General features: G+C 42.7%; 11 protein-coding genes and 1 tRNA gene. 4 read left to right on the top strand and 8 right to left on the bottom strand.

Translation table 11 applies throughout. The annotated features are described in order from the left end of the window. Positions 1-79: 79 nt before the first annotated feature. The 6 genes from J0X13_RS11925 to J0X13_RS11950 form a co-directional block, all read right to left on the bottom strand. Positions 80-1,246, bottom strand: coding sequence for a hypothetical protein (locus J0X13_RS11925; protein WP_207071648.1), 1,167 nt, complete (start codon positions 1,244-1,246; stop codon positions 80-82). A 386-nt stretch (positions 1,247-1,632) separates the two neighbouring features. Next, positions 1,633-1,706: transfer RNA gene (locus J0X13_RS11930), tRNA-Asp, on the bottom strand. 125 nt (positions 1,707-1,831) lie between these two features. Next, complete coding sequence (locus J0X13_RS11935) at positions 1,832-2,761, bottom strand: DUF58 domain-containing protein (RefSeq protein WP_207071649.1); 930 nt, start codon at positions 2,759-2,761, stop codon at positions 1,832-1,834. 82 nt (positions 2,762-2,843) lie between these two features. Continuing rightward, positions 2,844-3,161: a thioredoxin gene (gene trxA / locus J0X13_RS11940; RefSeq protein WP_108246432.1), complete on the bottom strand. Its 318-nt coding sequence runs from the start codon at positions 3,159-3,161 to the stop codon at positions 2,844-2,846. A gap of 102 nt (positions 3,162-3,263) precedes the next feature. Continuing rightward, complete coding sequence (gene dnaE, locus J0X13_RS11945; RefSeq protein WP_207071650.1) at positions 3,264-7,649, bottom strand: DNA polymerase III subunit alpha; 4,386 nt, start codon at positions 7,647-7,649, stop codon at positions 3,264-3,266. 148 nt (positions 7,650-7,797) lie between these two features. Then, positions 7,798-8,253, bottom strand: coding sequence for a ferritin-like domain-containing protein (locus J0X13_RS11950; RefSeq protein WP_207071651.1), 456 nt, complete (start codon positions 8,251-8,253; stop codon positions 7,798-7,800). Between the two features lie 264 nt (positions 8,254-8,517). Between J0X13_RS11950 and J0X13_RS11955 the strand changes: the two genes are divergently transcribed. From J0X13_RS11955 to J0X13_RS11970, 4 genes are all read left to right on the top strand, one after another. Further along, positions 8,518-9,093 (top strand): 30S ribosomal protein S16, encoded by a 576-nt coding sequence (locus J0X13_RS11955; RefSeq protein WP_207071652.1) that lies wholly within the window; start codon positions 8,518-8,520, stop codon positions 9,091-9,093. A 12-nt stretch (positions 9,094-9,105) separates the two neighbouring features. Beyond that, positions 9,106-9,633 (top strand): ribosome maturation factor RimM, encoded by a 528-nt coding sequence (gene rimM / locus J0X13_RS11960; protein ID WP_207071653.1) that lies wholly within the window; start codon positions 9,106-9,108, stop codon positions 9,631-9,633. Positions 9,634-9,696: 63 nt separating this feature from the next. Next, complete coding sequence (locus J0X13_RS11965) at positions 9,697-10,407, top strand: tRNA1(Val) (adenine(37)-N6)-methyltransferase (RefSeq protein WP_207071654.1); 711 nt, start codon at positions 9,697-9,699, stop codon at positions 10,405-10,407. Between the two features lie 44 nt (positions 10,408-10,451). After that, entirely contained in the window at positions 10,452-11,630 is a 1,179-nt protein-coding gene (locus J0X13_RS11970) for an acyl-CoA dehydrogenase family protein (protein WP_207071655.1), read from the top strand. Here the strand turns inward: J0X13_RS11970 and J0X13_RS11975 are convergent, their stop codons facing one another. Further along, positions 11,631-13,937 carry an FdhF/YdeP family oxidoreductase gene (locus J0X13_RS11975; RefSeq protein WP_207072053.1) on the bottom strand — a complete coding sequence of 769 codons (2,307 nt, stop codon included), beginning with the start codon at positions 13,935-13,937 and terminating at the stop codon, positions 11,631-11,633. It lies immediately after the preceding gene. Then, on the bottom strand, positions 13,937-14,311 hold the full coding sequence (locus J0X13_RS11980; RefSeq protein ID WP_207071656.1) for a DUF7009 family protein: 375 nt from the start codon (positions 14,309-14,311) through the stop codon (positions 13,937-13,939). The genes J0X13_RS11975 and J0X13_RS11980 overlap by 1 nt, the downstream gene beginning before the upstream one ends. Positions 14,312-14,347 lie beyond the last annotated feature (36 nt).

The raw sequence follows: 14,347 nt of genomic DNA on the forward strand, positions 1-14,347 counted from the left end.
ATCGAACATACCCATGTAGAAATATATCAGTGCATTTTTAAATGAAATGTGGGATTACTTCTTTATGTAATGCCATAATTTAATAGCCGCAATCCAGGGAATAAACCCCGCTAGCTCCGATACCGCTTAAAAAGCTCCAATTATTAGTGGAATAGTCTACATCATCTACTTGGACGCATTCCAAATTAGGGTTGCCAAGAACAGTTGTGACTTGTAAATTATTTGCTGCGTTGGTGCCATTTTGCAGATTGATGGTTTTTAAAGCCTCATTACCGCCGATAACTGCACTTCTTAATTCAGCGTTGTTCGATAGGTCTATGCTTTCCAAGTTTGTAATTCGAAAAGCCACATTTTCCAATAGAGTATAGGGGCTAAGGTCAAAGGTGCCCGTAAGAGGGGCCAATAGATTAAGAAATGATAAATCGGGGGCAGTGGGCAGTGTAAGGTTTGTGAGTTCAAAAGCTCTAATAGATACAAAAGTTAAGTTTGTATTGTTGGTTAAATCTAATATAGTGATGGGTATGCTTGGATTGTCTATTGTATTAAAGTCTCGAAGTTGAAATCTAGTAAGATTTGTATTCATACTAAGGTCCAATGATGCAAGGGGAACGCTAATCAATTCCAATTCTGTCAGGTTTGGGGTGGAAGACAGGTCCAGATTTGTTAAGGAAGGTGTATTTTGGATTTTTAAAGTGTTGAGTGCTGTGTTGTTCCCCAATTCCAACGAAGTTGTACTCACCTCATAAAGTCGTATAAAAGTAAGAGTGGTATTATTGCTTAAATCCAATGAGGATAGGGGGGAACAAGCTATGGTGAGTTCTGTAAGGGCAACAAAATCCTCTATACCGGTTAGGTCGGCCACGGGATATATTCCACCGCAATTATTGATCAATAATGTCTCAATCGTATTTATATTTTCGGTCGCCACATAGTCATCCAGAACATCGTCATATCCTTGGTCTATCAGAAGCTGTTCAAAAGCGTCATCAGGAACATAAGTACCATCCTTATTGCAATCACCAGTGCTGTCACCATGATTTAAATGAGCTTGAACGCTTTGTTGGGCCACTTCGATTTGCTTGTATTCATCAAGATCGGAATCGTAATGACAAATAAGGACTAGCTCTGCTTGATTTGTAGCTTTGGTCTGCAATGCAGATTGCTCTAAGGTTTCCTCCAAAGAATCCTTTTGACAGGATGATATAAAAATAAGGGCTAAAAACAATAATGATAATCGCGTATTCATATAGAAACAGGTTTGTGTTTAAGTATCTTTTTTAAACTATCAAAGATTGAAGAGAACAAAAAAAGGTAGCTGTTCTATTCGATGAACCGTATAAAACTAATGATGAAACGGGGTTGAAAAGACAAAAGCAAGTTTAACTGAATGATATTTGAGTTATTCTTTAAAGCTGTAAAACAATGACTTAAGTAAACGTCTTGAACGGTAATTTGGCTTTTCCTGTCTAGTTTAGGTTAAGCCTTTTAGAAATGAAATAACTAAGACAGTTGAAATATGGCTTGAACTCCACCTAATGGCTGTGGAATTAAAAATAACGGTTTATTAGGGTGTAAACTATGGAGATAAAATACTCAAAAACGAAAAAAGCTCCGAGAAATCGGAGCTTTTTGCGGTCTGGACGGGACTCGAACCCGCGACCCCCTGCGTGACAGGCAGGTATTCTAACCAACTGAACTACCAGACCAATGATTTTATCTTTTCAAGACTCCGACAACAGTCGGATTCAAATCTTGTTCAATGCTTTTTTAAAGCGAGTGCAAATATACATTCTCATTTCGGATATGGCAAAACATTTTTTTAAAAAAATGATCAACCAAATTTTTGTCTCTCGATCATAAAGGAATTCAACACTTGGGAGAAGTCCGAGCGAACATCTACCCCCACATATTTTATTTGGTATTGTGCGCATTTCAGTTTTAGGTCCTTCTGATATTCCAATACTTTTTGCGAATATGCTTTCTTAATGGAATCGGCATACAAATCTATCTGTTCACCTGTTTCCACATCCACAAAACGTTTGGGTGTATCGTCAAACTCAAAATAGAGTTCATGCTCTTTGTCCAACAGGTGGAAAAGTACCACGGAATGTTTGTTGTATTTAAGATGGCGCAAGGCTTCGAAGAGTTTATTCTCTTCAGTTTCCGTTTGGAACATGTCGGTAAACAAAAAGATCAAGCTTCTTCGATGGATTTTCTCGGCAATTTGATGTAAAAAGGTGTAGGTTTTGGTCTCCTTTGTTTTTGGTTTATGCAATGCTACCTCGTTCAGTTTGGAATACAACATTTGATAATGGCGTTCGCTGTTCTTTTCCGACGCGTGGAAGTCATACGTATTGGAATAGATGCTAAGCCCTACCGCATCCCGTTGTTTTTTTAAAATCTGCATCAAGGCGGCAATGGAAAGCACCCCAAAACCAATTTTGTTGAGGTTGTCCAGGGAATATTCCTTCACTTCCGGATAATACATGGAGGCCGAGTTGTCCAAGATCATGTGACAGCGCAGGTTGGTCTCGTCCTCAAAACGTTTGGTGTACAAACGGTCGGTTCGGGCAAAAAGCTTCCAGTCAATATGTTTGGTGCTCTGTCCGGGATTGTAAATTTTGTGTTCGGCAAACTCCGCCGAGAAGCCATGGAACGGACTTTTGTGTATACCACTGATAAATCCCTCCACAATTTGGTGGGCCAAAAGCTCCAAATTTTGGAAGAGGGTCGCTCTGCTAAGTTCCGATCTTACGTCCATAACTGATTTCTGCGGACAAGATAAAATAAAAAAGGCTTGGCATTTGCCAAACCTTTTTTAAAATCTAATTCCAAAATTCGTTTTACAGTGCAGCATCAATTGCATCTGTGTAGGTTTTTTTAGGGGATACGCCCACTTGACGGTTAACAACCTCACCATCTTTAAAAACCAAAACAGTAGGGATGTTACGTACACCGTATTTGGCGGCAAACTGCTGGTTGGCATCTACATCAACCTTACCAACAACGGCTTTGCCATCGTATTCTTGTCCTACTTCTTCAATGATCGGACCTACCATTCTGCAAGGCCCGCACCATGCTGCCCAAAAATCTACTAGGACAGGCTTGTCACTTTTTAAAACTACTTCGTCAAAAGTTGCATCTGTTATTTCTAGTGCCATCTTATTTATTTTAATATTTTACAAAGTTAGTCAAATAATGCCCATGTAACTTACATTCAGCATATTCGTTTTAATTATTGCACCATTGACAATAATTATGGTCTAATTTAATTTATAATGAATTTCATTCGCTTCCAGTTCGGAAAGTAAATCACTGTTTATCTTCACCTTCTGTTTTCGGCTCGATAGTTTGAGTTTGATTTCCTCCTGCATCTCATAAATTACAAAACTTATGGGATGATCGCCTTTATGTAATGTTAAAGTGTCCTTCAAGGTTTGGATACGCTTTTCTTGCAGCCTATCTATGTTCAGTTTGATGGTCAGCTTTTTCGCAAAGGCATCCATCACATCCTGAAGCTGTTTAAAGTCGTTGAACTGAAGCCGTGGGTCTCCTTTTTTGCCCGTATCGCGGTTTACCCAGCCCTCTCTCACAAATGCCCTAACATGTACAAAGGAGTTGATCATTAAAAAATGACGGAACTTTAGGTATTCCTCACCAAAAATCCTTAGCTCGAAGGACTCATTATAATCTTCCAAGGTGAACAATCCCCAACCTTTGCCGTTTTTGGAGACCCGGTGCTGAACATCGGTGATCACACCTGCCACGGTAAGTTCCCTGTTCACAAACTCTTCCAAACGGGAGAAATCGCTTACCGTATTCTTGCAAAATGCTTTTATCTCTTTTTTGAAATCATCCAATGGGTGGCCCGAAATGTAGATACCCACCACTTCTTTCTCACGACGCAGCTTTTCCATGGTTCCCCATTCCTCGCAAGGGGGCACGATTGGCTCTGGTATCTGAACCTCGCTCGCCTCGCCAAAAAGGCTTACCTGTGATGAGTTTTGATTTTCCTGGAACTTGGATCCATACTTAACGGCTTTTTCCAAAAAGGTTATGCCATCGCCCTCATCATGGAAATATTGTGCACGGTGGGTATCACCGAATGAGTCGAATCCACCTGCCAATGCCAAGTTTTCGAAGGCTTTTTTATTGGCGGCACGTAAATCCACACGTTTGGCCAGGTCAAAGATGGATCTGTAAGGCCCGTTTTCTTTTCGGTTTTCCACAATGGTCTCTACGGCGGAGCGCCCCACACCTTTAATGGCCCCCATTCCAAAACGTACCGCATTGTCCTTGTTCACGGCAAATTTGTAGTAGGATTCGTTGACGTCCGGCCCCAATACTTCCAACCCCATTCGTTTACATTCCTCCATAAAAAAGGTGACCTGCTTAATATCGTTCATGTTGTTGGACAACACGGCTGCCATATATTCAGCAGGGTAATGGGCCTTTAAATAAGCCGTTTGGTAAGCGATATAGGCATAACAGGTCGAGTGACTCTTGTTGAAGGCGTAGGAGGCGAAAGCTTCCCAATCCTTCCAGATTTTTTCAAGTATATCACGTGGGTGCCCGTTTTTCTCTCCACCATTTAAAAACTGCGGCTTTAATTTTTCCAGAAGGGCAAAAATCTTTTTACCCATGGCTTTACGGAGCACATCCGCGTCACCTTTGGAGAATCCTGCCAGTTTTTGGGAGAGCAGCATCACCTGCTCTTGGTAAACCGTAATCCCATAGGTTTCCTGAAGGTATTCTTCCATTTCTGGAAGGTCGTAGGTAATCTCCTCTTCTCCGTGCTTACGGGCAATGAAACTTGGGATGTATTCCATTGGCCCAGGTCTGTAAAGGGCATTCATGGCAATGAGGTCATCAAAAACCGTGGGTTTTAGGTTTTTCATGTGCTTCTGCATGCCTGGGGATTCGTACTGGAATATTCCTACCGTATCCCCTCGTTGGAAAAGTTCGTATGTTTTTTCATCATCCAATGGAAAATCATCGGGAACCAAATCTATTCCTGTCCTTGCCTTAACAATTTTGACCGTGTCCTTGATCAGGGTCAAGGTTTTCAGCCCCAAGAAATCCATTTTCAGCAGTCCGGCACTCTCCACTACGGAGTTGTCGAACTGGGTAACGTACAGGTCGGAATCCTTGGCAACGGATACAGGAACAAAGTTGGTAATGTCGTCGGGCGTAATGATTACCCCACAGGCGTGGATTCCCGTATTTCGCAACGAACCTTCGAGGACGCGGGCCATTTTAACGGTTTGTCCCTCAAGGTCGTCCGTTTCTGCAATATTGAGCAGTTCATGCACCTTTTCCAGTTCATCGGAACGGAACTTTTTCTTTAAGTCAGCCTCGTCGATCCCAAATATTTTGTTCAGCTTGGACATGTTCGGAATCAACTTGGCAATACGGTCGGCATCACCCAGTGGCAAATCCAGAACACGGGCAGTGTCCCTAATGGACGATTTGGCCGCCATGGTACCGTACGTAATGATTTGCGCCACTTGATTTGCCCCATATTTATTGATCACGTAGTCCATTACACGGCTACGGCCCTCGTCATCAAAATCAATATCGATATCGGGCATGGATACCCTGTCCGGATTCAGGAACCGCTCAAAAAGCAGGTCGTACTTCATGGGGTCGATGTTGGTGATCGTCAAACAATACGCTACCACCGAACCAGCAGCGGAGCCACGGCCTGGCCCTACGGACACATCCATGTTCCGTGCTTCGCGGATAAAGTCCTCCACGATCAGAAAGTATCCCGGATACCCTGAGTTTTTAATAATCTCCAACTCAAAATCTATACGTTCCCTAATTTCATCCGTAAGTTCCCCATATCGTTTTTCGGCCCCTTTGTAGGTGATATGTCTTAAGTAGGCATTTTCCCCCCTGTTACCACCATCAACGTCATCTTCCGGATCCTTGAATTCTTCAGGAATACTGAATTTGGGCAATAAAATATCGCTGGCAAGGTCGTAGGGCTCAATTTTGTCCACGATTTCCTTAATATTCAAAATGGCCTCGGGCAGATCCTTGAAGAGTTCCTTCATTTCATCGGAAGACTTAAAGTAGTACTCTTGGTTGGGCAGACCGTATCGATAGCCCCGACCTCGGCCAATGGGAGTGGATTGTTTTTCCCCGTCCTTCACGCACAATAAAATGTCGTGTGCCTCGGCATCTTTTTTATCACAGTAATAGGTGTTGTTGGTGGCGACAAGTTTAACGTTGTGCTCTTTTGCCATTCGCACCAAAACCTGGTTTACACGATCTTCGTCCTCTTGACCGTGTCGCATTATTTCGATGTAAAAATCGTTGCCAAATTGTTCTTTCCACCATAAAAGTGCTTCTTCCGCCTGATTTTCTCCAACATTCAGGATTTTATTGGGGACTTCACCATACAGGTTTCCCGTAAGGGCTATTACATCTTCCTTGTACTGTTCAATTACCTTTTTGTCGATTCTTGGTACGTAGTAAAATCCATCGGTGTAGGCTATAGAGGACATTTTCGCCAAGTTGTGGTATCCCTTTTTATTCTTGGCCAGGAGCACAATTTGATGCCCGTAGTCCTTTACGTTTTTATTGGTGTGGTCCTCACAGACAAAAAATTCACAACCAACAATAGGTGTGATTTCTTTTTCAGTAGGTTGCTCGCCATTGGCTATAAGCTCCTCGTTTTTGGCCTTTACGGCTTTATTGTGCCCCATCACTTCTTTCACAAAGTGAAAGGCACCCATCATATTGGCGTGGTCGGTCAACGCAACGGCGGGCATGCCATGGTTGGCCGTGGCCTTTACCAAATCTTTAATGTTGATGGTGGACTGGAGTACCGAAAACTGGGAGTGGTTGTGCAGGTGTACAAAGGATTCATCTTCCAAGGTCTCCACATTCTCTTGGATTTCCTCGTCGGAAACTCCACCAGTATCTTCTGCCCAAAGGGCATCGGCTATTTCTTTTGATGCTGCCTTTAGGTTGATGTGCTTTAGCCCAATGAGTTCTATTTCTTGCGGGTTGGCTTCCGAAAAGCGCTCAAAATAATCGGGCTGAACATCCAGTTCCTGATATGAATACTGCTTTTTACGGACCAATTCCAAAAAACAGCGTGTTGTGGCTTCCACATCGGCCGTTGCGTTGTGCGCTTCGGCAAAAGGCTCACCGAACAAGAACTCGTGGAGTTCTGTTAATGTGGGCAATTTAAATTTACCACCACGGCCTCCGGGAATTTTACAAAGTTCCGCGGTATGCTCGGTACAAGTGTCGAGCACTGGTAGTTCCGTCAATGGGCTTTCCACCCCCATACGGTGGAACTCGCATCCCATAATGTTGATATCGAATCCAACATTTTGGCCCACTACAAATTTGGTCTGCTCCAATGCCTTGTTGAAAGCTTCCAAAACTTCGCTCAGGGGTACCCCGTTTTCTTCTGCCAATGCAGTGGATATACCGTGTATCTGTTCCGACTCGTACGGAATATTAAACCCTTCGGGTTGTACCAAAAAATCTTGGTGCTCTATTAAATTACCGAGTTCGTCGTGCAGCTGCCATGCTATCTGAACGCATCTTGGCCAGTTGTCGGTATCGGTAATGGGAGCATCCCAGCGTTTGGGCAAACCAGTGGTTTCCGTATCAAAAATCAAATACATAGGCTATCTGTCTCGGTCAAAAAAAGAATAGATAAAAGTACGGAAGAAGATAGATTTGGTAAAAAAGAGTTTTGATGAGTTATCAACTAAAAAAAGCCGGGAATAAATCCCAGCTTTTTCTTCTGATTGTATCTAGTGACTTTTGGAATTATGATACTGCTGTTTCGAAAATGTTTGCTGTCTCCAGGGTTTCCCTGATAGCATTTCTGTGCTTCATCAATAGACTTTCAGTGGATGGTGGCAATACAAAATCCTTATCGTGCAATATATCATTGTAAGTGGCAATAGCTTCTTTTTCGCCACGGTGCACTTCTTCTAGCATTGCTTCTTCATTATTGGTAGTGAACAGCGATTTAAAATCGATCCAAGATCTGTGTAAGGTTCCTTTGGCACTTCCTCCTTTTTCCGGGGTTTGTCCAAAAGACATAATCTCAGCTTTTAATTCTTGGCCAAAATTGTATCTTTTCTTGGCGCTGTCCATAAAGAATTGCTTAATGGTTTTATTGTCCACCTTTTCAGCTGCTTGTTTAAATCCTTTTTCAGCATCATAGGTTCTTTCCAAAAGTTCGTTCAATTTGTTCGACATTTCTACAGTGTACTTCATAATCTCTCTTCATTTTATCGGTTAATGGCCATCGGCTCTCGATGACATCCAACTATAAGATAAGGTTAAAATACAGAATACCAAATAGTTGCGATGGTTTATAATAGGTTTAACGGGATTGGGCCCAGTTGTTAAAGGCATTTAACTTTTTTTACCGAAAACACTGTCCTATAAACAAATAAGTGTATATTTGCACCCGCTTTACCGATAAGCGATTAAAAAGAATTAATAATCAGGGTCGGGCACCCTACAAATTAATGTGATATGCCAGTTAAAATTAGACTTCAAAGACACGGTAAAAAAGGTAAACCATTTTATTGGGTAGTCGCTGCAGATGTAAGAGCGAAAAGAGATGGTAAATTTTTGGAAAAATTGGGTACTTACAACCCAAATACCAATCCAGCTACAATCAATCTTGATATTGATGGTTCCGTAAAATGGTTACAGAACGGGGCACAACCAACTGATACAGCTAGAGCTATTCTTTCTTACAAAGGTGTGATGATGAAGCACCACCTTGCAGTAGGTGTTCGTAAAGGTGCAATGACGGAAGAGCAAGCCGAGGAAAAATTCAAAGCTTGGTTGGAAGAGAAAGAACAAAAAATCCAAGCTAAAAAAGATGGTTTGAGCAAAGCAGAAGCTGAAGCTAGAGCCAAAGCGTTGGAGGCAGAAAAAGAAGTAAGTGAAAAGAGAGCTGCTGCTGCGCTACCTGAAGAGGAAGTAGCAGAGGAAGCTGCCGAAGAAACTGCTGAGGCTGCAACCGAGGAAACTTCTGCAGAAGCTGAAGCACCTGCCGAAGAGGCTCCTGCTGCTGAAGAAGCTGCCAAAGAAGAAGAATAGAAACGTAGGACGATGCGCAAGGAAGACTGTTTCTACCTGGGCAAAGTCGTTTCAAAATATAGCTTTAAGGGCGAGGTGTTGGTTAAATTGGACACCGACGAGCCCGATATCTACGAAAATATGGAATCAGTACTTGTTTCTTTGGGAAACAACCTGGTTCCATTTTTTATTGATAGGTGCCGTTTGCATAAATCCAACTTGCTCCGCATCGATTTTGAAGAGGTAAAGGACGAATCTTCCGCTGATAAGATTATCGGCTCCGAACTATATCTTCCCTTGACCATGTTACCCCCACTTACAGGAAATAAATTCTATTACCATGAGGTGATCGGATTTACCGTTATGGATGAGGTGCACGGCGAAATTGGTACTGTGGAATCCGTGAACGATAGTGCTTCACAAGATTTGTTCGAAATAAAGAAAGGGGACAAGGAGTTGTTGATTCCCGTAAGTGATGATATTATTACCAAAATTGATCGGGAAAACAAAACCATCTACGTAAAAACACCAGAAGGGTTGGTGGACTTGTATCTAGGATAAATAATATAGTAGATAGAATTTTACAATTAGCTTGATTTTTTTATGCTGATATAATTTGAGAAAATGAAGCCTTTCAAATTCAAGGAATTTACCATTCACCAAGATAAATGTGCCATGAAGGTAGGTACCGATGGTGTTTTGCTGGGTGCTTGGGTTTCGTTGGAAAAACATCCCGAATCAATTTTGGACATAGGGTCGGGAACGGGGCTCATTGCTTTGCAGCTCGCTCAACGTTCATCAGCGGAAACCATAGATGCTATTGAGTTGGATGCCGCTGCCTACGAGCAATGTGTTGGTAATTTTGAAACATCTCCATGGGGAGACAGACTATTCTGTTATCATGCAGGGTTTGATGAGTTCGTGGATGAAATGGAAGATAAGTACGATTTGATCGTGTCCAACCCCCCATTTTATGCTGAAGATGTGTCTAGTGGCGATCAATCCAGGGACAATGCACGGCAAAGCAGTTCTTTACCATTCGATGAACTGGTTCAAGGTGTATCCCGATTTTTGACGGAAGATGGAAATTTTGCGGCAATCATCCCATATAAAGAAGAAGGGAATTTTATTGATTTAGCCAAAAATGTTGATTTGCTTCCAAATAGAATCACCAGGGTCAAGGGAAATCCTGAAGCTGATTTTAAAAGAAGTTTAATGGAATTCAGCTTTCATCAAAATAAGCCATATATTGATTCCTTGGTCATTGAAGAAGGTCGACACCAGTATACCAAGGAATACATTGAATTGACCCAAGCATTTTATTTAAAAATGTAACAATGCGCGAATGAAATGTTATATTTACTTAAAAATTATTCTGAATGAAGCCCGATTTATTTGAAGCCCCAGATTACTACAACCTTGATGATTTACTTTCCGAGGAACATAAACTGGTTCGTGATGCGGCCCGCCAATGGGTAAAGCGCGATATATCCCCAATTATTGAGGAATATGCCCAAAAAGCGGAATTCCCTGAACAAATTATTGCAGGATTGGCGGAAATAGGTGCTTTTGGTCCCTACATTCCCGAAGAATACGGGGGTGCAGGCTTGGACCAAATCAGTTATGGATTGATCATGCAGGAGATCGAGCGTGGCGATAGTGGAGTTCGCTCCACAGCTTCTGTACAGTCTTCTTTGGTGATGTATCCCATATTTGCTTATGGAACTGAAGAACAGCGTAAAAAATATTTGCCCAAGTTGGCCACTGGGGAGTGGATGGGCTGTTTTGGACTTACAGAACCCAACCATGGTTCCAACCCAGGTGGAATGGAGACAAAGTTCAAGGATGGCGGTGATCATTATGTACTGAATGGTGCCAAATTATGGATTTCCAACTCGCCATTTGCCGATGTCGCCGTAGTTTGGGCAAAGAATGAGGAAGGTAGGATTCACGGATTGATCGTTGAACGTGGAATGGAAGGCTTTTCCACACCAGAGACCCACAACAAATGGTCTTTGCGGGCATCTGCCACGGGCGAACTTATTTTTGATAATGTAAAAGTCCCGAAGGAAAATCTGTTACCGGGCAAAAATGGATTGGGAGCACCACTGGGTTGCTTGGATTCCGCACGCTACGGTATCGCATGGGGAGCTATCGGTGCTGCCATGGATTGTTACGATACCGCACTCCGTTATGCCAAGGAAAGGGTGCAATTTGGAAAACCCATTGCAGCATATCAGCTTCAGCAAAAGAAATTGGCCGAAATGATCACCGAAATTACCAAGGCCCAGTTATTGGCTTTCCGTTTGGGACAATTAAAAAATGAAGGCAAAGCCACTACAGCGCAAATTTCCATGGCCAAACGTAACAATGTGGAAATGGCCATCAAAATCGCTCGCGAAGCAAGGCAAATGTTAGGTGGAATGGGAATCACTGGGGAGTATAGCATTATGCGCCACATGATGAACCTGGAAAGTGTGATCACTTACGAGGGTACGCACGATATTCACCTGCTGATCACTGGAGCCGATATTACGGGAATCCCTGCGTTCAAATAATCAAGTTTGTAGCATTTTCTCTACGGTCACCTTAATGGATTTGCTGATAGGTGTCTGGCTTTTGTCCGCAAAATGATTATGTGGTACTAGCATATTCGTTTCAGGAAAATAAGCAGCCATATTTCCCTTTGGGATATCGTATGTTACCACCAGGAATTTTTCTGCGGTTCGCTGAATACCATCATAGTTGCTATGTAGGTTAACAACATCCAATTGTGTCAATCCCTTTTCTGCCATATCTTCCTTGTTCATAAAAACCACACGACGTTCGTTATGGATGCCACGATATCGATCGTCCAATCCATAAATGGTTGTGTTGAACTGATCATGGGAACGAATGGTCATCAACAATAGCTCGTCAGCTTTTAATTGATGGTCGGGCAATGGGGTAATGGACAATTGTGCCATGCCGTTGGGCAGCATTCTAAAATCACGGCTACGAACGTTATTAGGCAAATAATATCCAAATCCTTTGGATTGTTCACTGGTATTTTCAAATCCTTTAACCGTCTTATCTATCAATTTTCGGATGAGATTGTAATCTTGACCCAACTCGTACCAATTCATGGAGTGGTTTCCCCTAAAGTATGTGTGCGCCAAGAGTGCAATGATCTCAGGTTCACTTTTAATATGTTCTGAAGCCGGTTTTAATAGTCCTTTGCTCTGCCGGACCTTGCCCGTGCTGCTCTCCATCGTCAAAAATTGGAGATCACCGTTCTTTTCATCTTTTTCGGAACGGCCAAAGGTCGGTAACAACAATGCAGTTTTGCCAGTAACCAAGTGACTACGATTCAGTTTGGTACTAATTTGCACGGTTAAATCACAATTTTGAATCGCCTCTGCAGTGTATTGGGTGTCCGAAGCAGCCATCAAAAAATTGCCGCCCAAGCAAACAAAAACCTTGGCCTTCTTATCGTGCATGGCCTTGATAGCCTCTACCGTATCGTAGCCTTTTTCAGTAGGAGGGTCAAAATTGAGATGTTTCTGGATATTCTCGTTCAGTGTTTTGCTCACGTAGTGCATAATACCCACCGAACGATCGCCCTGCACATTGCTATGTCCTCGCACAGGACAAGTTCCGGCAAAGGGTTTTCCAACAGCTCCTTTGAGCAATAGGATATTTACGTATTCCTTGATGCAGTCCACCGCATTTTTATGTTGGGTGATTCCCATGGCCCAGCAGACGACAATTTTGGAATTTTCTGCCAACAGTTCCACCACCTTGTCTATTTTTCGCATGTACACCCCGCTTTTACGTTGAAGGCTTTCCATGTCGTACCGCTCCAAATCTTTCAACAGATCATCGTAGCCGTCCACATACTCCACTATAAATTCATGGTCAAGAACATTGGGATTTTTAGCATCGAGTGCCACCAATTTGTTCAAGATCAGTTTTGCCAGGGCAATATCCTCATTGATTTTTACGGGAAGGTGAATGTCGGCAATGGGTTGTCCGTTCCCTAACATGTCGGAAACACTTTGCGGGTTTTTAAAATTGACCAATCCCGTTTCGGCCAATGGATTTATACTTATGATCTTGCCACCGTTCTTTTTGCATTTTTCCAGGGCGGATAGCATTCTAGGATGATTGGTGCCCGGATTTTGTCCCACTACCATAATAACCTCTGCACCGTATAGGTCATCCAATTTTACGGAACCCTTTCCAATCCCCAAAGTTTCTGAAAGTGCCACTCCGGACGATTCATGGCACATATTGGAGCAATCGGGCAAATTGTTGGTGCCAAACGCACGGGCGAACATACCGTATAGGTAAGCGGCCTCGTTGCTCGATCGGCCCGAAGTGTAAAAAATGGCCTCGTTTGGGTCTTTTAGTTGGTGCAGTCCATCAGAAATCAACTCAAAAGCATCTTGCCAAGTAATGGGTTCGTAATGGATACTGTCCGGTTTTAGGACCATAGGTTCTACTACGCGCCCTAATTTGTTCAGTTCAAAATCACTCAGTCTGGATAATTCTTCCACGGAATGTTCCGCAAAAAAATCGGCTCCTACGTTTTCTCGGGTAGCTTCATCGGCCAATGCTTTTGCACCATTTTCACAGTATTCGGCAATTTTGGATGGGTGTTGGGGAACGGGCCAGGCACAACTGGGGCAACGAAAACCTTCTTCTTGGTTCATTTCCAACAAACCTCTCATGGAACGCACTATGCCCATTTCCTTAAAGGTGTGTCGTAAGGCTTCTTTTACGCCCAAAAACCCGGCTGAGGTCTGCATTGGCCCTTTTAATCGAAGCCCTGTAAACTTGATATCCCCGGTAAGGGAAACGTTGCGCTTTGTTTCTTTCTCCATCATGGTCGGTGTTGCAATTTTGGATTGGGATAATTGTCCGATTGGTCTTCCGCTCTGTTTTCAAGGCAAGTGAAGTCTTTTTCCAATAACAAATGCAGTTTTTTTCCTTTGGGAAGCTGCATTTCATAATCAAAGCCCACTATGTTGTTGTGGAACCAATTTTTTCCATCATTTTCGGGAACCATCATCAGGATATTGTTGTCGGAGTACGATGCTTGTAGCTGTTTTATAGCCGGCATCAGTTTGACCTGATATTGAAAAGTGTTGTGGCCGAATTCCGTGGTTTCCGTTACTGAACCCTTTTCGGACAGTTGCTTTACTTCACTTTGGGTCAATCTAAACCGTATGGAATTGCCTTTGATTCTGATTTTCATGTAATGGTTTCAATTCGTCTTGGTAAGTTAAGGCAT

Source organism: [Muricauda] lutisoli (nom. illeg.) (genome assembly GCF_017313105.1).
GTDB lineage: Bacteria > Bacteroidota > Bacteroidia > Flavobacteriales > Flavobacteriaceae > Flagellimonas > Flagellimonas lutisoli.